Below are 19,810 nucleotides of genomic sequence, written 5' to 3'. Positions count from 1 at the left end.
ACGCCGTCACACGTCCTGCGGCGGGACCGCCGGGGCGCTCAGGACGTAGCGCGCCGCCGCGACGGGCCGCTCCTGGCCCTTGAAGAGGTAGTCCTCGCTGGGGCCGGTCTGGTGCAGGGCGTCCGGCGGGGGCAGCATCGTGTCCGAGGCGAGGGCCTCGCCGCCCGCCGCGGCGGAGCAGAGCCGCGCCGCGACATTGACGGTCCGCCCCAGAATGGTCGCGTCGAGCCGCCCCGCGGCCCCGATCGTCGCCTCGACCGCTTCCCCGTCATGAAGTCCGAGCCCGACGGCGCGCGGCAGGGGATGGCGCCGCAATTCGGCGAGGATGGCGGCGACGGCACGCCAGGCACGCGCCTTTCGGTCGTCCCCTTCGAACCAGGCGATGAGGCCGTCGCCGAGCAGGCGGTCGACGTCGCCCCCGTTCGCGAGGACCGCGGCGAACGCGACGGCCGCGACCTTCTCCACGAGCTGCGCGGCCTCTTCCGGCGGCGCCCCTTCCGCGAAGCTCGAAAAATCGCGGATGTCGAGGAAGAGGACCGTCGCCGAGAGCCGCCGCGCGCCGGTGGTCGAGCCCGCGGCGCGGGCCTGGCCGTGCTGCGAGACGAAGCGGGCGAGCGAGCGCCGCGCCTCGTTCAGCGCCGCGGTGCGCTCGTCGATCTCGCGCTGGGCGCGCGTAACCAGGAAGAGCGCCACGCCGATGGCCGCCGCGAGGACGCCCGCGAGCCCGCCGACCCAGAGCCGGGTCGACCAGCCGATGCTCGTCTCCTGCGCCGCCGCGGGGCGGGTCGTGAGGACGGTGATGGTCGCATCGGTCGCCGGGTCGCGCACGAGGCTCGCGACCGTCCACGCGATCGGCGGCCCCGGCTCCTCGCGGAACACGGTGTCGCCCGGCGCGACGAGCTGCTCCCGGTCTTCGGGCGTCAGCGTGGGGCAGCCGGCGCCGTTGTCCGCCGAGATCATGCGCCCGTCCGGCAGGTGGATGCGCGCGCAGGTCCAGCCGAGCTCGTCGGCCTCCGCGGCGAGCGCGGCCTGGATCGCGGAAAGGTCGGGGGCCGGCGTGGCCGAAGTCGTGGCCGCGCGCCAATCCGTCGGCGCGGCTCTCGCCATGTCGGCGAGCAGGAGCGTCTGCATGGCCATGGCCTGCTCGCGATAGTATCGCTCGACGCTGACCGAAACGGCCTGTGCGACGGTGAACAGCAGACCGCCAAGCCCGAGGAGCATGGCCGGCAAGGCATAGCGCAGAAAGCGGCGACGGAGCGGATAGGAGGGAGCGTCGGCGTGGATCATGGTTCCGGATGACGTTGCCCGCGAAGTGTCCCCCCGCTTCTAGCGGAAGTCTGGGCGCGTTTTGGAGTGCTCCCGAAGTGTGCCCGGTTCGAGGCCGCGCGTCCGGGTTTTCATCGGGCGAGCACTCGCGTACGGCAAAGCCTCTTTCGCGAGATGACGTCCGAGAGTATCAGGCGATCGAGCAGAAGAATGACCGTGACGAGCGCCAGACAGCACTATCAGGATCATCCGTCATCCTATTAGGCTTGAACCCTTTCCAATATCGCGAATATTTCTTCTCCGTACAGTGAAAGCTGTGGCGGCAAAGTATCCGTTCGCAAACTTTGTGGGATTTTTCTAAGAAATTCACTCTGGTCGATCGGTCTCTGACGGAGAAGTTGTGCCATCATGGACTTACGCAATATGTTCGCGTGTTGCGGGATATCGGGGTGAGCATCCGAAATTCGTTCCCTGAGCGAAATGAGCAGGTTTCGCGCCGTCTCGAGACTGATCGACTCATTCGACGAGGCTTCAGTCGATTCGGGATCCTCCACATCGACCGCCGCGCTTTCGGTTTCGAGCGGCGCAAGGTGTTCTAGACGTCCGGCTTCGTCTTGCCGACCGATTGTCCGCTCTGGCAAGGCGCGATCTGGCTCGTCGAGTGCCGCAGGGGTCTCGTCGTCAGCCGAACTTGTTCCGGCGCCCGGAGCCGGCTCTTCCTTGTCCGCCGGCGCGGGGAGGAGTAGGGCTGGCTTTGGCCAAGTGGGCTCCGGCCGCTCACGACGCTTAGCGCGCAGAACAGCAATGCGTTCGTTGACGACACCCACGATACGGTTCAGCTCGCGTTCCGGATCACTGAACCAGTCCGTCGACCAGACACGCTCGATCGTCCAGCCCATGCTCTCCAGGATGTCTTGTCGCAAGCGATCACGGTCGCGGGCAGAACGGCTCGAATGATAGGTGGCGCCATCGCACTCGATGCCCAAGGCGAACTCGCCAGGCACGTCAGGGTCAACGATCCCAATGTCAACGAAGAAGCCCGTGACGCCGACCTGCGGCTTGCACTTGAATCCGGCCCGACGCAGCCCGGCGATCACCGACTCCTCGAACTCTGAGTCCGGTGGGCGATCCGTTGGCGCGACTTCGAATTCACTCTCGACCCTACCGGTCTCGACAAAGTTGAGGAAAGCGCGCAGCTCGCGCGGGCCACGGCGCGCGGTGGCTTCCCCCATGATCTGATCGGCACGCATGGAGGTGAAAATCTCCATGCGCTTCTTGGCGCGCGAGAAGAGCACGTTGAGGCGGCGCCATCCGACGTCGGAATTGATCGGCCCGAACCGCTGTGCAACCCGACCGCTTGCCGGATCCGGCCCGTAGGTCATTGAGATCATCACGACGTCGCGCTCGTCGCCCTGCACATTCTCTAGGTTCTTGACGAAGAAAGGCTCGGCCTCCCGCGCCAGATCCTCTCGCCGTTCACGCAACGCGGGGTCGGCGGCGAGAAGCCCGTCGATCTCCGCATCGATAAGATCGCGCTGGGCGACATTCATAGCGACTACTCCGAGCGACTCCTGCGACCGGCGCGTAAGATGATCGACCACCGCGGCAGCGATGGCCTTTGCCTCATCAGGGTTTGTGCTCCGATGATACCTTGCGTGGGGCAGGTAGTGCAGGCGCAGGCCGAGGTCGTCGCTCGCCTCATGTGCGGCGGGGAAAAGGACGAGCCGTCCGTCGTAGAAGCGTTCGTTGGAGAATTGGATCAGCCTCGGATCGCGCGAGCGGTAGTGCCAACGGAGCATCTCCGATGGCGCTGTGTTGGTGGCAGATTCCAGAATGCTCGCCGTTTCGGCGATGTCTTCGTCGTCGTCGCCGGCACCCTCGTCGTCCGCTCCGATGCGGTTGAAGAAGTCGGTCGGGGGCAGCTGGTTGGTGTCGCCGACAATCACAGCGCGCCGCGCTCGCGCGAGTGCCCCCAGCGCTTGTTCCGGTTTCAGCTGTGAGGCTTCGTCAAAGACGACAAGATCGAAAGTGATGCCACTCGGCGGCAGATACTGGGCGACTGACAGCGGACCCATCATGAAGCAGGGCTTGAGCACCTGCAGCGCTCTACCGGCCCGCATCACCAGCTGGCGGATCGGAATGTGACGCGTCTTCTTTTGCAGCTCACGGTCAAGGAGACGCAACTCGGTAAGGTCGGAGACAACGCGCCCCATCTCGCCTTCCGGTGGTTTGAGTTCGCCAAGCTTCGCGGCGATGTGCGCGGCTCTTAACTCCATGACGCGTGCGTCCGCTTCACGATAGGTTTCACGCGCGGCGTCCAAATTTGCGCTTCTGTGAAGATCCGGAAACTTTTTGTAGGCGCTACGGCCAAGAGCGTCGAACAACGCATCTTCGAATGCGATGCGGCCAAAGCCGGGCGGCACTAAACCTGTCGCCATTGCGTCGACCACCACGCGTAGCGCGGCCGGGAGGTCGCCCCGCAGAAACCGGTCGAGCGCGATCCATCCTTGCAGCGCGCCGCGGTTGGCGAGCGCAGCGTCAAGGGCCGCAATCCGGTCGGCAAGGCCGTCGGCCGCCAGCGCCCCACCCGGCCCCAGTCCGGTCCGCTCGGTGAACGCAAGCCGCGCGCGAATGGCCTCGGCCTCCGCCTCGGCAACGGCGCGTGCTGCGGCCGCCACGGTCTGCATCGCCTGCGCGTCGGCGTGCGCGAGCTGGGGGGCGATGATTTTTCCGGCTGTCTCGGCGAGCAAGGCTTCCAAGGCCGACCCGTCCGCCGACGGCACGGCTTGGAGCGCTGAAGCAAAGCGTGGCAGCGCGTCCACTCGCTGCGCAAAAGCGCGGAGTTGCTCGAGTTCCGACCAGCGCATTGTGAGTATGGCATCGGCCACGCCAGCGCCGGGGCCAAACAGACCGAAGCGTGTGCGTGTTCCGCGGATCCACGCTTCGAGAGCGATGGCGGAATTCAGTCGCGCGGTGGTGGCCGAGATGTCCGTTCCGATCAACGCGCCATGCGCTGCAGCCACGGCCGCCGTCTCCGACAAGCAATCGGCCGCTCGCGCAAGGAGCCCGGCTGCTGTGGTCCGATCGTAAGGCCCACGCAACACGACCTGTGCGCTCGCTTTCGCCGCGCGGTATGTCGAGGACAAAAAGCGTAGGAACCCACTTGTTCCGATCGTCTCGGCTGTGTTGCGCAGAGCGGAAGAGCCCATGCTCTGTGCAGCGACGAGATCGACGTCACGCTCGAGTGCCGCCCGCGCCGCGGCAAGCCGTTCCATGCTTGCCCGAGTGTTCTGCAACGTCGTTGCGACATCGTCGCGGTCAAGCTCTTGGAGTGAAAAGCCATGCCGGTTATCCGGGAGTTCTGCCAGCCGGGCGACCGCGTCCGCGGCGGTTGCGATATCAGCAGCTTCGCCGCCGGATGGTAGATTGAGAGCGCGTAAGAGTTGCCGCGCCTCGTCGACGGCACTGTTGTAGTCACGCACCACGGCGGCAATGGTATCCCATACCGCATGCAATCGCACAAAGGCGTCGACGAGCTCCGTCGATCCATTCCCAGATAGACCGAGCGTCGTGGCGGCCCGCTCCGTTGTCTCCGACACCGCTGCGAGCGCGTCGCGCCAACCACGTGCGAGGCGCACAACGTCGTCTTCGTCGACGGTCCCGATAACAAATTCCGAGGACACGCCGGCCCAGGGATGGGCATTCAAAGGTCCGAACGCGCCGACCGCCTCCAGGAGCCCCTCGAACGTCTCCAATCGGGCGAGCGATCGGTCGTACTCCAACTCGGTAAGGTCGAGGAATGGCACCGCGTCGACGTCGAGGCGGGGGACGCCGGCACCTAAGCGCCGCAGGCGAGCCGCTCCCGCCTCGAACAGCACACGCGAGACGGACCAACCGAGACCGCCGATCACCTCGCCGACTGCGGTCACATGCGCATCCAAAGTTGCACGCGCTTCTGCGAGTTTGATCGCTTCACGCGCGAACTGCCGGACCGCAGGAAAGTTTCGCTCACGGCGCCGTTTGATCTCTTCGAGAACCGTCAGCTTGCGTGTTTTGTGGCTGTGCAGCTCCAAGACAAAATCACCAAGCCCAGCATCGTTCAACCGCTTTTGCACCACCTCCAACGCGGCGAGCTTCTCGGCCACGAACAGCACGGTGTCGCCGCGGTCCAGTGCGGCGGCGATAAGGTTGGTAATGGTTTGCGATTTCCCGGTCCCAGGCGGCCCTTGAATGACGAGGCTTTTTGATGTCAGCGCCCGCACAAGCGCATTGGCCTGGCTTGAGTCGGCGCGATCGATCAGCGGCAATTCGAGGTCGATCGCCTCTGGGGAGAGCTCCGGTAACTCGCCAAGGCCGCTACCGTCGGATCGCTGCGCCCCAAAGGCGATAGACTGCACGAGTGGATGATCCGCTGGCGCCTGATTTTCTGGCCAGATCTCCGGATCGAGATCGCGGTACAGGACAAGATTCCCGAACTGGAACAACGACAGCGTGCCGAATGGACGCACTTTCCAATCGCGTCCCGGGGGAATGATCCGCCGGACTCGCCGAAAGTAGGCCTCTGGTCTCTCAGTCTCGTCGCGTACCGGAAGCTCGACACCGAAAGTTTCACGCAGACGCTTTTCCAGAGAAAGATTGGTTTGAATGTCTTCTTCTGTCCAGGACAGTCTATAGAACAGGCGACCACTGCGGGTTTCGCTAGTTATCTCAACGGGAATCAGAATTAATGGAGCAAAATATTCCTTTGAACTATCCTCTTTCTCGCGCCACTGAAGAAATCCAAGTGCTAGATGGAGCAGGTTGGTCCCAAGTTCCTCGATCGCGAGACGAGCGTCCCGCCGCAAACGCTTGAGTACGGCATCGAGCTGCTTTTGGAAGAGCAGCGTCTGCAGCCGGTCGTCCTGGTGCCGCGCTTCGGGCACGTCGCCAGAGAATCCGAGATCGTAACTCGTGTCCCGACCGAGATATCGGGCCCACTGGAGTGCAGTCGGCTGGTTCGTGCCTTCTCGCTCCAGCGGGCCGAGTCCCGCCTTCCAACGCTCGAGTTCCCGCTCGGTCGGTTCCGGAATTGGATCGAACAGAAAAGCATTGCCTTCCATCAGCCGCTCAAAGAGCTGATCCGGCACCTCGTCAACGACCCGGATGGCGTTGCTCGCGTTCGATCTGTGTGTGAAATTCAGGAGCTTGTTACGTGCGGAGGTGTCGAGCAACCTCACTCGCAAACGCTCCAATCGCGAGTGAAATTCCGCCGGGGCCATCAATTGCATATGCTTAGCCGATCCTCCCTCGCATCCTTTTTGGCTAGGATGTCGGGGTATTTCAAATGAAGGTACCATCACACCGGAATGACCACCGCGTCTACGAAGACCTGTTGCGCGGTTCGACCGCCCCACCTTCACACGGCGGAAAACACTCGCCCTCCGTGCCAAAATCCATCTGTCGCCCCTAGGAAAGCTCAGGCGTCTAGCAAAGATGTTTAGCAGTCGTTTCGATCGCAGTGCCGGCTCTGGGCGGAGATCCTGACGGTAGCCCGCGCCGAGACCGCGCCTCCGGCTATCGGGCCGATCGTAGCGGCCTCGCTCTCTCCCGCCGCGCCGACGACCAGTTTCGCCCACGGAACCTCCGCGTGTTGGGAGGCCTGATCTGTGGCAACCTGAGAGTGAGAGGAAGGATCAGCTGGAGGGAATGGGAAGACGGAACCTCCAGAGCATGCCTTTTCCGGAAAACATCATGAAGAACTCGACACAAAAACTCGTTGGGCAAGCGGTCTACTTGACCCTTCGCATACTGATTTGGGTCATTCCCGTCTTCGGGTTCGTTGTTTCCCTCGCGATGTATCCACTCGTCCTGAATACGACACCTTTTCGATTGACCATTATTGCCATGCTTCTTCTGAGCCCGATTATCGCCGTCTGCCTTCCGGCCAGAATGCGAAATGCCTGGTTCTACGCCGGTGTGCTCGCCGCCCAAATTCTGGCATTGGCGTACCTCAATCGCTGGTTCTAGCCCCACCCGCACCGTCACGAAACGTTCGCCTTGGGCGCTAAAATCACCCCTCACCCCAAGGAGGGCTCGTGCGTCCGGCAAGCATCCTCTTCGCCCTCGCCATCGTCTTGGCCGCCGCGCCGTCTCCGGCCGGGATCGTGCGCCCTGCCCCGCTCGCGGTGGAGGATGGGTCCGGGCTGCGGGTTCCGTTCGATCGGTTCCTCGCGGAGGGGCCCGCGGTCGTCCATCTGTGGGCCACCTGGTGCGCGCCGTGCCTTGCCGAGCTGCCGGAGCTTAAGGGCTTTCTGGATCGCAATCCCGCGCTCGCCGAGCGGGTGCTCGTCGTCTCCGTCGATACCGCGCCGATGGCGCGCGTCACCGGCTTTCTCGTCGACCGGCTGGGGCTCGAGGGGATGGGTTCGCTGAGGGTCGTCGCCGGGAATGCCGGGATGACGTTCGGGGTGACGGCCTATCCGAGCACCGTCTTCATCGATGGCACCGGTGCGGTGGCGGCGCGCCATGCCGGGCCGCTCGACTGGTCGGACGAGGCGGTGCGGCTGCGAATCGAGCGCCACCTTTCGGGGGTATCCGCCCCTCAATGATGGTGGTGGGCGTGGCTGTGTTGGCGCGCGTCGGCGCGCTCGACTGCGACGGGGATCTCGACGGTGCCGAAGTCGAAGGTGAACGTGAGGTCGAAGGCGTCCCCCTCCCCGAGGGGGCGCGAGAGGCCGTGAAGCGCGATCGCGAGGCCGTCCGGCGCGAGCTCCAGTTCGCGGCCGGGCGCGATCGGGACCGGTGGGAGGGGCACCATCGACAACGCCCCGTCCTTCACGGTGAGGCCGACGAGGGTGCCACCCTCCGCGATCGGCGCGGTGCCGCCGTGGAGCGTCACCTCGGCCTCTCCCGTGTTCTCGATCTCGGCGAAGACCAGCGTCGTGCGGTCCGTCGTCGCCCGCGTCCAGGCGTGGAGGATGCGCACGCCAGCGCGTTCGCGGACGTGATCGCTGTCGTGCGCGGGCTCGGCGCGGGGCGCCGCGACCATCGCCGGTGCGATCAGCGCGGCCGACAGGACGAGGGCCGCGAGCGTGGCGGCGCGGGGTCGTGTGTGCATGGGCGGCTCCCGCGATGCCTCAGCCGCGCAGGTCGCGCACGACATCGCGCGACAGCGAGGCGAGGGCCGGCAAAATGGCGAGGACGATGGTGAGGCTCACGAAGCCGGCGACGAGATGGATCTCGGGCCAGCCGAGCGAGGCGGTGACGAGAATCTCGGTGCGCGCGGTGACGATCCGCGACAGGAGCGCCGTCGCGCCATAGCCGAGCGCCAGGCCGAGGACCGCCCCCGCCGCGATCAGCGCCGCCGCGTAGCACCACACCACCGCGAAGGCGAAGCGGGCCGGCGCGCCGAGCGCGCGAAGGAGCGCGAGGCGCTGGGCATAGAGGCGCGTCAGCACCAGGAACCCGGTCAGGGCGCCCGCGGCCACGAGGACCTGCGTGATGATCGCGAGGATCGACATCGCCTGCCGCACGTCGCCGAGGAGGCTATGGAGCTGGGCGAGGACCGCGCCGGGGAAGAAGGCCATCACGTCGCCGCGGTTGAACTCGGAGCGGAGCGCGTAGTTCGCCCAGAGTTCGTCCGCGCGCACGAGGATGGCGGGCGTGCCGGGGAACGTGTCGGGCGCGAAGGGCGGGCCGACCTCCCCCGCCCAGTCCGGTCCGTGGCCCGGCGCAAGCCCGTGGACGAGCCACACCGCCTCGATCGGAACGAGGATCGCGCGGTCCCACGGACTGCCGGTCGCAGCCATGCGCCCGACGACCGTATAGTGCGCGTCCGCGTGCGCCTCTTCCTCCGCCGCGTCGCCATGGCCGTGGGCCGGGGAGAAGGACGCCCCCACCGCGAGCGGCGCGTCGGCGCCGACGATCGCCTCGTCCACCGAGGCGAACATCCGCCCTTCGGCGAGTGCGTCGCCGAGATGGGTCGCGAATTGCGGCGTCGTGCCGACGACGGGCATCCCGTCGAAGCTGTCGCCGAACGCGATGGGGGCGGCGATCGAGACGCGCGGATTGCGGGCGATCTCGTCATAGACGGCGCCGTCGACGAGCGGCACGTCGGCAGGCTGGAGATAGACGGCCGCGAGCAGCATCGTGACTTCGCTGCCGGGCGCGGCAACGATGAGGTCGAACTTCTCCGCCGCGCGCGCCGTTCCCTGGCGCAGCCCGCGCTCCTGCGCGATCAGCCCCACCCCGATCCCGACCGAGCTCGCGACGAGCAGCGCGAACAGGAGGTTGGTCCAGCGGAAGCGCCACAGCATCGCGCGCACGAGGCCGAAGGGGCGATAGCCCGCGACGACGACGAGGCCGATGATCAATGCGGGCGCGAGGAGCGCCGCGGTGAGCCCGGCATCCTGCTGGAGGGGCGTCAGCCCGTCCCAGAACAGTCTCAGCGCATCCGGCATCACGCGCCCTGAACCTCACCGTTCTCGATGACCAGCACCCGGTCCATCCGGTCGAGCAGGGCCCGGTCGTGGCTGACGGCAACGAGCGACTTGCCGGAGGCGCGGACGAGCCGGGTGAGGTCGTCGACGAGGCGATCGGCGGTCGCGCGATCAAGGCTCGCGGTCGGCTCGTCGGCAAGGACGATCCCCGGATCGTTCGCGAGCGCGCGGGCGAGCGCGATGCGCTGCCGCTCCCCGCCCGAATAGGTGTCGGCCCGCCGGACGGGTTCCAGCGGCACGGCGAGCCCGGCCAGCTCCTCCCGCGCGCGGCGGGCGACCGCGCGCCGCCGGTCGGCCGGAAGGAACGCGCCGACCAAGGCGGCGTTCTCGGCCGCGCTCAGCTCTTCGAACAGGAGCGAGTCCTGGAAGACGATGCCCATATTGTTCCGCCGGAAGCGCGCACGGCGGTCGCGCGACAGTGTCAGGAGGTCGGTGTCGCCCCATGTCACCGCCCCCGACGCCCGCCTCGACAGGCCGGCAAGGGCGTAGAGAAAGGTCGACTTGCCGGCGCCGGACGGGCCGGTGAGGCCAACGCATGTGCCGGGCGACACGGCGAGCGCGGGGACGGAGAGAAGCCGCCGTCCGCGATCCCCCTCGACGGTGAGCCCGGTGACGCGCAGCGAGAGGCCGGCTTGGGTCAAGTGCGTTCGTAGCTCGCGTCGACGATGCGCACGCGGCTCACGAAGCCGGTCTCCTCGTCGCGATGGTCGCCGAGTTCCAGGACGCCGCGGCTCACGATCCGGACGTTGAAGGGCACCACCTCGACCGTACGCTTGGAATAGATCGCCACGATGTCGTCCGGCCATTCGGCGGAGGTCTCGCAGAAGGGGCAGACCGCCATCGGGCGCTTGGTCAGCACGAAGAAATTCGATTCCGCCTTCAGGGGTGGCGCCATGAAGCCCTGGAGCGTGACGCGCTTGCCGTCCATCGCCTTGGCGTAGTCGGAGAAGGAGAGGTCCTTGTTGTAGAGGTCGCGCATGCGCACGACGTCCTCGGCGCCGGCCGGGCGCGCGACGGCGCCGAGCAGCGCCGCGGCGCCCATGGCGGACAGGAAATCTCTGCGGTCCATTGAACCCTCCTGAGGCGATGGCGGTGGTAAGAGGGGCCACCGCGGCGGCCCCTCGGTGCCCGATGGCTTAGTTCTGCGCGGTGTCCATCGCGGCGTGCTTCATCACGTGGAAGATGAAGTTCTGCTCGATGGTGCCGTCGAAGAGGTGGGCGAACGGGCCCTTGGCGTAGACCGCGACGTCTTCACCCGAGTGGGTCTCGGACGAGGTCGGAATCAGCGCCTGCTGGAGATATTCCGGGTCCACAGCCTCTTCCTGGGTGAGGTCCGGACGCGAACCGGAGAACGTGCCGTCCGTCTGCTCCTTCATGAGCGAGCCGGCGCCGTTCAGGTAGCCGATGACGGTGTAGGGCTTGCCGTCCGCGGCGAGGACCGGCTCTTCGGAGTGCTTCACCTGGCCCTTCGCGACATCGTAGCAGAGGCCGAGGATCGGCGTGCCGCGGCCGCAATAGCCGTTGAAGGCGATCGCATGCTCGTGGTCGGCGGTGACGATGATGAGGGTGTCCTCGTCGTCGGTCAGCTCGTCGGCGATCGCAACGGCTTCGGCGTAGGCGACACCGTCCACCATCGCGCGATAGGCGTTGCCGTCGTGGTTCGCGTGGTCGACGCGGCCGCTCTCGATTTCGAGATAGAAGCCGTTCTCGTTGGTCTTCAGGTACTCGATCGCGGCGCGGGTCATGTCGGCGAGCGAGGGCTCGTCGGCGTCGGTCCGGTCCGCCTCATACTTCATGTGGCTGTCCTCGAAGAGGCCGAGGATCGGGGTCGAGCCGTCGAGGTTGAGGGCGGAGAAAGTCTCGGTGTTCCAGGCATACTGGACACCGGCTTCCTGCGCCTCGGCGATCAGGTTGCGGCCGTCGGCGCGGTGGCCCTTGCCGCCTTCCTCGGTGTTGACGCCGGTCGGGGCGAAATAGCGACGGCCACCGCCGAAGGCGAGGTCGACGACGCCGGCCTGCATCTGGTCGAAGAGCTGGGTGGCGATGTCACGCGAGGAATCGCAGCCTTCCGGCACGGCGTCTTCCCAGTCGCGGTTGGCGGTCTTGGCGTAGACGGCGGCCGGCGTCGCGTGCGTGATGCGGGCGGAGGTGACGACACCCACCGACTTGCCGGCTTCGCTGGCGATCTCGGCGAAGGTGGTCAGCGCGTTGTCGGCCTCGGTGGCGCACTCGTCGTGAACGGCACCCTCGGGGGCGAGGTTGATCGTGTTGAAGACCTGCTTGACGCCGGTGTTCATCGAACCCGCGGTCGGGGCCGAATCCGGGGTCTGGGCGTTGACGTTGTAGGTCTTCACGAGGGCGAGGTTCGGGAACGCCTCGTAGGGGAGGACATGCTCTTCGCCGAGCTTGCCCTGCTGCTGGCCGGCGAACAGGCGGATCGCGTAGTTCGTGCCGACGCCGTTGCCGTCCGCGACGAAGAGGATGACGTTCTTGGCGCGGTTCGTGTTCGGCTGGCGGGCGAGCTGTGCCTGCAGCGCGGACTGGGCGTCCGTGTACCAGGTGCTGGAGGCCTGCGGGAGGTCCTGCGCGTGCGCGGCGCCGAGAAGGAGGGCGAGCGCCGTCGTCGCAAGGGCGAGCTGTTTCATGGAAAGGCTCCGGGGTGATGTCGTTGGCTGAGCCTCTACGTCCCGAAGGTGACACTGCGACAACAATGCAATGCCTTGCCCCCTAGCAATTTGCGCAGAATGTGAATCACCAGGATTTCAAGGCGCGGAGCGTCGGCGTTTTCTTGAGGATGTGCGACTCCATCCGGGTGAGGAGACGGTCGAGGATCTCCACCGCGTCGCCGACGAAGGGCCCCTTGTTCAGCATCACGCACTCGGCGCGGGCGGACATCGCGGCGTCGGTCATCTCGCCCCGCGTCGGCGTCCCCTCCTTCACGAGCGTCTCCAGGACCTGCGTCGCCCAGATGACCGGGACGCTCGCCGCCTCGCAGACCCACATGATCTCCTCCTGCATCTCGGCGAGCCGCTCGAAGCCGATCTCCGCGGCGAGGTCGCCGCGCGCGATCATGATGCCGAAGGGGCGGCGGCCGGCCGCGCGCGCGATGAGGTTCGGCAGGTTGCGCACCGCCTCCGGCCGCTCGATCTTCGCGACGAGGCCGAGGGGCCGGCCGGTCGCGCCGGATCTGGCGATCGCCGCCTCCAGCAGGTCGAGATCGTCGGGGTGGCTGACGAACGAGTAGCCGATGCTGTCGGCGCACTCGATGACGGTCGCGAGATCCGCCTCGTCCTTGGTCGTGAGCGGGGAGAGCCCGACCGCGGTGTCCGGAAAGTTGAGGCCCTTCTCCGGCTTGATGCGGGTGCCCGCCGCGCGCGCCCTGCGCACGCGCACGAGCGCGCTGCCCGGCGACACCTCTTCCACGACGCCGTGGAGCTTGCCGTCGTCATAGACGACCCGGTCGCCGACATGGACCCGCTCGACGACCTCCGGGAACGAGATCGTCGCCGCGAAGGGTGCGTCCTCGCCGATGGCGGGCGCGCCGGCGGCGAAGAGGCGGAGCGCGTCTCCGGGCATCGCCTTGCGCTGTTTCTTGGCGTGGGCGGTCTCGGTCGTGCGGATTTTCGGCCCGGCAATGTCCATCAGGATCTTCACCGGCCGCCCGTGCTGCCGCGCGGCCATGCCGATATGCTCGGCCATCGCCTTCCACGCCGCGCGATCATCGTGCGCGCAATTGATCCGCGCGACGTTCATCCCGCGCCGGACGAGATCGTCCACGAGCGACGGATCGGTCGCCGCCTCGGTCGGCAGCGTCACCATGATCCGCGCACGGCGGGCGGCCGTCGCGGGGCCGAACAGCGTCTCGCTCGCCTCCGCGAGGCGGCGGTCGCCGGCGAAATAGTCGGCCTCCGAGGGGGCCGGATGAAAGTCGCCGACCATGCGGGACAGCGCGGCGGCGACCGCGTCGAGCGTCGGCAGGACCCGGCTTTCGAGCCGTCCGAGGGAGGAGAGCCCGCGCCACATCAGGCTGTGCTGGAGGTCGCGCACATCGTGCCGGCGGAGCGCCAGATAGTGCGTGAGATTGTCGAGCGCGGGCGAATGCACCCCGGTGCCGAGTTCGGCCGCGATGGCCGGGGCCGCGTCGGCGACCGCCCGCCGCAGGGTCAGAATGTCGGCGAGCAAGGCGCGGTCTTCCGGCGCCGAAACCTCCTGAAATTCCGACATCGTCCGTCCCCCGTGGCGTGCTTCGGCCGCCCCCGCGGCGCGCTGGGCCGATATGGCACGCGACAGTGACAGGCGTTTGAACCGGCGGCCCCTCGACCGCGTGGCGGGCGCGCCCGGACGGCCTCAGGCGGGCTCTGTCTCGGACCCGTCCTCCACGCGCTCCGGTTTGCGCGCGGGCTCCTCGAAGGTCCACTGGACGCCGCGGCCGTCGAAATCGACGACTCCGCAGGCGATGGCGTAGCAGGCGAGCCCCACGGCGCGCGGGATCGCGATCGGCTTCCCGTCGCGTTCACCGCGCTCATAATACTGGATCATGCGGCGCTGGAGGCCGAGCTTCTTCGCGAGCTCGGCCTGCCCCCAGCCGTTGGTCTTACGCCATGCGCGGAGTTGTGCTGCGTTCATGGCGGCAACTCCATCCCTTCCCCGGCCTGGCGCGATGCCGCGCAATCCGAAGGTTAGCCCGGAAAGGGTGGCTTTTCCAGAACCCGAGGCCGTGCTTCAGGCCGACCCGTCCACCAGCACCATCGGCGTGCCGCGCGAGCAGAGCTCGATCCGCGCCTCAACCCGCCAGACGTCGCGCAGCAGGGCGGCCGTGATGATCTCGCGCGTCGGCCCGCAGGCGACCATGCGCCCGTCCGCGATGACGATGACGTCGCGGCAATAGCGGAGCGTGTGATTGAGGTCGTGGAGGGCGATCAGGACCGCCATCCCCCGCCGCGCCGCGAGGGTCTCCATGAAGCCGAGCACCTCGACCTGCCGATGGAGGTCGAGCGCCGAGGTCGGCTCGTCCATGAGGAGCACATCCGGGTCGCGCACGAGGGCCTGGGCGATCGCCACCAGCTGTCGCTGGCCGCCCGACAGGGTGCCGAGGCTGCGGAAGGCGATCGGCTCGATCTGGAGCGCCTGGAGGAGCCCGTCGATGTGCGCAAGCTCGTCCTCACGCACGCGCCACGACCCGCCCTGCTTGGCGGAGAGGAGGATCGATTCGTAGACCGAGAGGACGGCGTTCGCACCGGTGTCCTGCGGCATGTAGGTGACGCGCGGCGCGGTGTCGGGCCGCCCGTCGAGCCGCACATCACCCGGCCCGCCGACGAGGCCGGCGATCCGCTTGAAGAGGCTCGACTTGCCGGCGGCGTTCGGGCCGACGACCGCCGTCAGCGCGCCGCCCTCGAGACGGGGCGTGGTGACGCCGGCGACGACATCGGTCCGCCCATAGCGCGCCCCGACCGCGTCGAGAGCAAGGCTCACCATGCGCGCCGCCTCACCGCGAAGATGAGCGAGATGAAGAAGGGAACGCCGACGAGCGCGGTGATCACCCCGATCGGCAGGATCGCACCGGGCACGATCGTCTTCGACACGACGGAGGTCGCGGAGAGGACGAGCGCTCCGGCCAGCATGGAGGCCGGCAGGAAGTAGCGCTGGTCCTCGCCGACCAGCATCCGCGCGATGTGCGGCCCGACGAGGCCGATGAAGCCGATCGTGCCGACGAAGGAGACCGGGATCGCGGCGAGCAGCGAGACCACCAGCATCGTCTCGAGCCGCAGCCGGCCGACCGCCACGCCGAAGGAGAGCGCCTTGTCATCCCCGAGCCGCAGCGCGGTGAGCGCCCAGGCGTGCCGCGCGAAAAGCGGGAGGACGACGACGAGGACCGCCGCCGTGATCGCGACCTTCTCCCACGTCGCCTTCACGAGGCTCCCCATCGTCCAGAACACCACCGCACCGAGCGCCTGCTCGGACGCTAGATATTGGAGGAGCGCCAGGGCGGCGTTGAAGGAGAAGACCAGCGCGATGCCGAGGAGGACGATGGTCTCGGTCGTGACGCCCCTTAGCCGGCTGAAGACATGGATGAGGAGAGCCGCCGCCATCGCCATGACGAAGGCGTTGAGGGGGATCATGTAGGGCCCGAACCCCGGCACGATGGCGACGCCGAGGACGACGGCGAGCGCCGCCCCGAAGCTCGCCGCGGCGGAGAGGCCGAGGGTGAAGGGGCTCGCGAGCGGGTTCGCGAGGATCGTCTGCATCTGCGCCCCGGCGATCGACAGCGAGGCGCCGACGGTCACCGCCATCAGCGCGATCGGCATGCGGATCTGCCAGATGACCACGCGGACCTGCGTGTCGACGGCGTCCGGGAAGAACATCGCCGTCAGCACCTCGCCGAGCGGATAGCGCGCGGGTCCGGTCGCGAGGTCGACCGCGACCGAGAGGAAGAGCAGCGCGGCGAGGCCGACGAGGATGGCGAGGCGCTGGAGCGAGAGCGCGCGATAGCGACCGCGCGCCGTGCCCGCCGAAGCCGATGACAGGGCCATCAATCCTCGCTGAGCGAGACGAAATAGCCCTCGTCATAGTCCACCGGAAGGAAGCGGGCGTGCAGCTCCTTGAAGGTGGCCTCGGGGTCGAGATCGGCGAAGAGGTCCGGGTGGAGCCACTTCGCCATCTGCTGGATGACGATGAACTGGTAGGGGCTGTTGTAGAACTGGTGCCAGACGCCGTGGACGTTGTTCGTCTCGGCCGCCTTCACACCGGTGAAGGCCGGACGCTTCATGAGGTTGGCGAGCTTCTCGTGCGCCTTCTCGGGGTCGGAATTGGGGCCGAGCCCGACCCAGGCCCCGCCCGGCACATAGGCGTCCCACTCCGCGCCGGTGACGATGACGGCATCGGGGTCCGAGGCGATGATCTGCTCCGGGTTCACCGTGCCGAAGGTGCCGGGGATGATGTCCTTCGCCATGTTGATGCCGCCGGCCATCTCGACCATCAAGCCGAAATTCTCGTTGCCGAACGACATGCAGCACTCTTCGCTGTAGCCGGCCGCGCGCTCCAGGAAGACGAGCGGCTTCTCGGGGTTCGCCTCGCGCAGGCGATCCGTCACCTTCGCGATCTCGCTGTCGCGGAAGTCGATCAGTTCCTTCGCGCGCGCCTCCTTGTCGAGGAGCGTGCCGAGGATTTCGAGGCTCTGCGTGGTGTTGGCGATCGGCGCGTCGCGGAAATCGATATAGACGAGCGGGATGCCGACGGCGGCGAGCTTCTCGATGAGGCCGGCGTCTTCGGTGGCGCCCTTCGCCTCCAGATTCATGACGACGATGTCCGGCCCGATCGTGATCGCCTGCTCGATGTCGAACGTGCCGTCCTTGATGCCGCCGAAGGTCGGGATCGCGTCGATCTGGGGATATTTCGCCTGATAGACGGCGTAGGTCGCCGGGTCGGCCTTGCCGAGATCGTCGCGCCAGCCGACGACGCGCGCGAAGGGATCCCCATCCTCGAGCGCCGCGACGGCGTAGATCAGCCGCCCCTCGCCGAGGATCATCGTCTTGACCGGGGCATCCACCTCGACCGAACGGCCGGCGACGTCCGTGATCGTCACCGGATCCGCGAGCGCCACGCCGCCGATGGCGCACGTGACGAGCATCGTCGCACCTGCCGCAAGGCCGGAGAAAAGGTGTACCCTCATCAAGCTCCACTCCGCTAAGAAGAGTTTCGCAAATATACTATCCGCATCGAAGGTCAACAGTGGTGAATGAGCTTGAATTTGTAACAACTACAATAAAGATCTGAGATCTCGGTATGGTAGAATTAGTCAAAAGCAACTTCGGCATCAGGGACGAGATCGCCGCCTACTGGTCAGCCCGTGCGGCGACGTTCGACGAGCAGCCGGGCCACGAGATCTTCAGCGAGCCGGAGCGGCGCGCCTGGCATGCCCTCATCCACAGACACCTCGGCGACGGCGCGGGGCGGACCGCGCTCGACCTCGCGACGGGGACGGGCGTCATCGCGCACCTGCTCGACGATCTCGGCTTCCGCGTCACCGGGCTCGACTGGTCGGAGGCGATGCTCGACCGGGCGAAGGCCAAGGCGGCGGCGCGCGGGCGCCCGATCCGCTTTCTCCACGGTGACGCCGAGGCGACGATGCTGCCGGACGCCGCGTGCGAGGTGATCGTGACGCGCCACCTCGTCTGGACGCTGGTCGACCCGCCGGCCGCCTTCCGCGAGTGGCGCCGCGTCCTCACCCCCGGCGGCACCCTCCTCATCGTCGACGGCGACTTCGTCACGCCGACGGTCGTCGCCCGCCTCGCGACCCTCCTCGTCCGCCTGAAGGGCGCCCTCCTGCGCCGCCCGGCGGCGGGTGCGGTGAAGGCCGAGATGCAGCGGACGCATCAGGACATCCTCTCCCGCCTCCCCTTCGCGCACGGTGCGCGTGCGGGCGAGATCGCCGCGCTCCTGAAGGATGCCGGCTTCGGCGACATCGTCATCGACGAGGACCTCGGCGCGATCCACCGCGCGCAGGCGCGCCACATGCACCTGTCGAAAGGCCTCGAACGGATGCTCCAGCATCGCTACGCCATCCGCGCAAGCGCGCCCCTCGGCCCGCGCTGACGAGCGCGGCGCGGTCCGCGCTGCCCGACCGCAACGGCGGCGGCAACATCGCGCTTGACACCCGGAGGGGAGCTTGCGACTTCTCCCGCGCCGGTTCTCCGCGAGGAGATCAAAAGGGAATCCGCCGCGCCGCGTTCGCTGCGCGAAACGGAACTGCCCCCGCAACTGTAGGCGATGAGCGCTTGCCCCATCGACACGCCACTGGGCCATGCCGGTCCGGGAAGGCGGGGGGAGGCGCTGCGACCCGCCAGTCAGGAGACCTGCCGGCACACGGATATCGCACACCGGCGGGGTGACCGGGGGAGGAGAGATTGTGACCGACTTTCGCACCAAGCGCATTCCCGCAACGGTGATCACCGGCTTCCTCGGCGCCGGCAAGACCACGCTGATCCGCCACCTTCTGGAGAAGGCGGACGGGCGGCGCATCGCGCTCATCATCAACGAGTTCGGCGACCTCGGCGTCGACGGCGAGATCCTGAAGGGCTGCGGGATCGAGACCTGCGGCGAGGACGACGTCATCGAGCTCACCAACGGCTGCATCTGCTGCACCGTCGCCGATGATTTCATTCCGACCATGAACGCGCTGCTCGCGCGCCCGGCGCTCCCAGACCACATCGTGATCGAGACCTCGGGCCTCGCGCTGCCTCAGCCGCTCGTCCAGGCCTTCAACTGGCCCGGCATCACCGAGCGCGTGACCGTCGACGGTGTCGTCACCGTGGTCGACGCGAGCGCCGTCGCGGCCGGCCGTTTCGCGCCCGACCCCGCGGCCGTCGACGCGCAGCGCCAGGCCGACCCGTCGCTCGACCACGAGTCGCCGCTCGAGGAATTGTTCGAGGACCAGCTTCGCGCCGCCGACCTCATCGTCCTCAACAAGGTCGAGGCGCTGGAGGCCGCCGCGCTCGCCGACGTGAAGGCGACCGTCGCCCACTCGACGAAGGCGCCGCACGTCGTCTCGCCCGCCGGCCAGCTTCCGCCCGACGTGCTCCTCGGCCTCGGCGCCGCGACCGAGACGCTGATCGCGACGCGCAAATCCCATCACGAGCTGGAGCATGAGGACGGCAGCGAGCACGACCACGACGAGTTCCACTCCTTCGTCGTCGACGCGCCGTCCGTGGCGGATCCCGCCGCCTTCGTCGCGGCGCTGAAAGAGATCAGCGCCCGCCACGACGTCCTCCGCCTCAAGGGCTTCCTCGACGTGCCGGGCAAGCCGATGCGGCTCGTGGTGCAGGGCGTCGGCACGCGCCTCTCGTCGAGCTTCGACCGCCCGTGGCGGGCGGACGAGCGGGCGACCCGCCTCGTCTTCATCGCCGAGGCGGACGTCGACGAGGGCCGGATCCGCGAAGAGGTCGCGGCCGCGCTCGGCGAACCCGTCGCGATCTAGGCTCCGGACCCAACCTAGCCCCGTCCGCGCCCGTCCGCGCGCCGGGCGGGCCGGTCGCCGTCGGGCCCTCGATCCGGTGGGATGAAGGGCCGCG

General features: G+C 67.6%; 16 protein-coding genes and 1 riboswitch. Of the genes, 4 read left to right on the top strand and 12 right to left on the bottom strand.

What is annotated here, in order from left to right; genetic code table 11:
* Positions 1–6: 6 nt before the first annotated feature.
* Positions 7–1,287 carry an adenylate/guanylate cyclase domain-containing protein gene (locus DBV35_RS00190; RefSeq protein ID WP_108658251.1) on the bottom strand — a complete coding sequence of 427 codons (1,281 nt, stop codon included), beginning with the start codon at positions 1,285–1,287 and terminating at the stop codon, positions 7–9.
* Between the two features lie 239 nt (positions 1,288–1,526).
* Complete coding sequence (locus DBV35_RS00185) at positions 1,527–6,482, bottom strand: DUF4011 domain-containing protein (protein ID WP_170134849.1); 4,956 nt, start codon at positions 6,480–6,482, stop codon at positions 1,527–1,529.
* A 514-nt stretch (positions 6,483–6,996) separates the two neighbouring features.
* Here DBV35_RS00185 and DBV35_RS00180 point away from each other — a divergent pair.
* Both DBV35_RS00180 and DBV35_RS00175 read left to right on the top strand, forming a co-directional pair.
* Positions 6,997–7,272, top strand: coding sequence for a hypothetical protein (locus DBV35_RS00180; RefSeq protein ID WP_157961502.1), 276 nt, complete (start codon positions 6,997–6,999; stop codon positions 7,270–7,272).
* Between the two features lie 68 nt (positions 7,273–7,340).
* Positions 7,341–7,853, top strand: coding sequence for a TlpA family protein disulfide reductase (locus DBV35_RS00175; RefSeq protein WP_108658248.1), 513 nt, complete (start codon positions 7,341–7,343; stop codon positions 7,851–7,853).
* Here the strand turns inward: DBV35_RS00175 and DBV35_RS00170 are convergent.
* The 10 genes from DBV35_RS00170 to DBV35_RS00125 form a co-directional block, all read right to left on the bottom strand.
* Positions 7,847–8,362: a copper chaperone PCu(A)C gene (locus DBV35_RS00170; RefSeq protein ID WP_157961501.1), complete on the bottom strand. Its 516-nt coding sequence runs from the start codon at positions 8,360–8,362 to the stop codon at positions 7,847–7,849. The two genes, DBV35_RS00175 and DBV35_RS00170, sit on opposite strands and share 7 nt — an antisense overlap.
* 19 nt (positions 8,363–8,381) lie before the next feature.
* Positions 8,382–9,704: an ABC transporter permease family protein gene (locus tag DBV35_RS00165; RefSeq protein ID WP_108658246.1), complete on the bottom strand. Its 1,323-nt coding sequence runs from the start codon at positions 9,702–9,704 to the stop codon at positions 8,382–8,384.
* Positions 9,704–10,384 (bottom strand): ABC transporter ATP-binding protein, encoded by a 681-nt coding sequence (locus DBV35_RS00160; protein WP_108658245.1) that lies wholly within the window; start codon positions 10,382–10,384, stop codon positions 9,704–9,706. Before DBV35_RS00160 ends, DBV35_RS00165 begins: the two co-directional genes overlap by 1 nt.
* The gene (locus DBV35_RS00155; RefSeq protein WP_108658244.1) at positions 10,381–10,812 is read right to left on the bottom strand and encodes a hypothetical protein; all 432 of its coding nucleotides are present in this window, start codon (positions 10,810–10,812) and stop codon (positions 10,381–10,383) included. Before DBV35_RS00155 ends, DBV35_RS00160 begins: the two co-directional genes overlap by 4 nt.
* Before the next feature lie 67 nt (positions 10,813–10,879).
* Entirely contained in the window at positions 10,880–12,388 is a 1,509-nt protein-coding gene (locus DBV35_RS00150; RefSeq protein ID WP_108658243.1) for an alkaline phosphatase, read from the bottom strand.
* 106 nt (positions 12,389–12,494) lie between these two features.
* Positions 12,495–13,967: a pyruvate kinase gene (locus tag DBV35_RS00145; protein WP_108658242.1), complete on the bottom strand. Its 1,473-nt coding sequence runs from the start codon at positions 13,965–13,967 to the stop codon at positions 12,495–12,497.
* A 123-nt stretch (positions 13,968–14,090) separates the two neighbouring features.
* Entirely contained in the window at positions 14,091–14,369 is a 279-nt protein-coding gene (locus DBV35_RS00140; protein WP_108658241.1) for a helix-turn-helix domain-containing protein, read from the bottom strand.
* 96 nt (positions 14,370–14,465) lie between these two features.
* Complete coding sequence (locus DBV35_RS00135; protein WP_108658240.1) at positions 14,466–15,218, bottom strand: ABC transporter ATP-binding protein; 753 nt, start codon at positions 15,216–15,218, stop codon at positions 14,466–14,468.
* Positions 15,212–16,273 carry a FecCD family ABC transporter permease gene (locus DBV35_RS00130; RefSeq protein ID WP_108658239.1) on the bottom strand — a complete coding sequence of 354 codons (1,062 nt, stop codon included), beginning with the start codon at positions 16,271–16,273 and terminating at the stop codon, positions 15,212–15,214. The genes DBV35_RS00135 and DBV35_RS00130 overlap by 7 nt, the downstream gene beginning before the upstream one ends.
* Positions 16,273–17,370, bottom strand: coding sequence for an ABC transporter substrate-binding protein (locus DBV35_RS00125; RefSeq protein ID WP_205648591.1), 1,098 nt, complete (start codon positions 17,368–17,370; stop codon positions 16,273–16,275). Before DBV35_RS00125 ends, DBV35_RS00130 begins: the two co-directional genes overlap by 1 nt.
* A gap of 155 nt (positions 17,371–17,525) precedes the next feature.
* Between DBV35_RS00125 and DBV35_RS00120 the strand changes: the two genes are divergently transcribed.
* Positions 17,526–18,335 carry a class I SAM-dependent methyltransferase gene (locus tag DBV35_RS00120; protein ID WP_108658237.1) on the top strand — a complete coding sequence of 270 codons (810 nt, stop codon included), beginning with the start codon at positions 17,526–17,528 and terminating at the stop codon, positions 18,333–18,335.
* Positions 18,336–18,409: 74 nt separating this feature from the next.
* Positions 18,410–18,617, top strand: a riboswitch (cobalamin riboswitch).
* A 31-nt stretch (positions 18,618–18,648) separates the two neighbouring features.
* A complete protein-coding gene (gene cobW, locus DBV35_RS00115; protein WP_108658236.1) occupies positions 18,649–19,716 on the top strand; it encodes a cobalamin biosynthesis protein CobW in 1,068 nt (355 codons plus the stop codon).
* The last annotated feature ends 94 nt before the right edge of the window (positions 19,717–19,810 follow it).

This window comes from Acuticoccus kandeliae (genome assembly GCF_003073115.1).
Note: the sequence above shows the minus strand (reverse complement) of the source record. Positions and strands in the feature narration are given on the sequence as shown.

Coding starts and splice junctions, on each gene's coding strand:
- DBV35_RS00190 (WP_108658251.1), bottom strand. CDS start 1,287: ATGATCCACGCCGACGCTCCCTCCTATCCGCTCCGTCGCCGCTTTCTG.
- DBV35_RS00180 (WP_157961502.1), top strand. CDS start 6,997: ATGAAGAACTCGACACAAAAACTCGTTGGGCAAGCGGTCTACTTGACC.
- DBV35_RS00170 (WP_157961501.1), bottom strand. CDS start 8,362: ATGCACACACGACCCCGCGCCGCCACGCTCGCGGCCCTCGTCCTGTCG.
- DBV35_RS00165 (WP_108658246.1), bottom strand. CDS start 9,704: ATGCCGGATGCGCTGAGACTGTTCTGGGACGGGCTGACGCCCCTCCAG.
- DBV35_RS00155 (WP_108658244.1), bottom strand. CDS start 10,812: ATGGACCGCAGAGATTTCCTGTCCGCCATGGGCGCCGCGGCGCTGCTC.
- DBV35_RS00150 (WP_108658243.1), bottom strand. CDS start 12,388: ATGAAACAGCTCGCCCTTGCGACGACGGCGCTCGCCCTCCTTCTCGGC.
- DBV35_RS00145 (WP_108658242.1), bottom strand. CDS start 13,967: ATGTCGGAATTTCAGGAGGTTTCGGCGCCGGAAGACCGCGCCTTGCTC.
- DBV35_RS00140 (WP_108658241.1), bottom strand. CDS start 14,369: ATGAACGCAGCACAACTCCGCGCATGGCGTAAGACCAACGGCTGGGGG.
- DBV35_RS00135 (WP_108658240.1), bottom strand. CDS start 15,218: ATGGTGAGCCTTGCTCTCGACGCGGTCGGGGCGCGCTATGGGCGGACC.
- DBV35_RS00130 (WP_108658239.1), bottom strand. CDS start 16,273: ATGGCCCTGTCATCGGCTTCGGCGGGCACGGCGCGCGGTCGCTATCGC.
- DBV35_RS00125 (WP_205648591.1), bottom strand. CDS start 17,370: ATGCTCGTCACGTGCGCCATCGGCGGCGTGGCGCTCGCGGATCCGGTG.
- DBV35_RS00120 (WP_108658237.1), top strand. CDS start 17,526: ATGGTAGAATTAGTCAAAAGCAACTTCGGCATCAGGGACGAGATCGCC.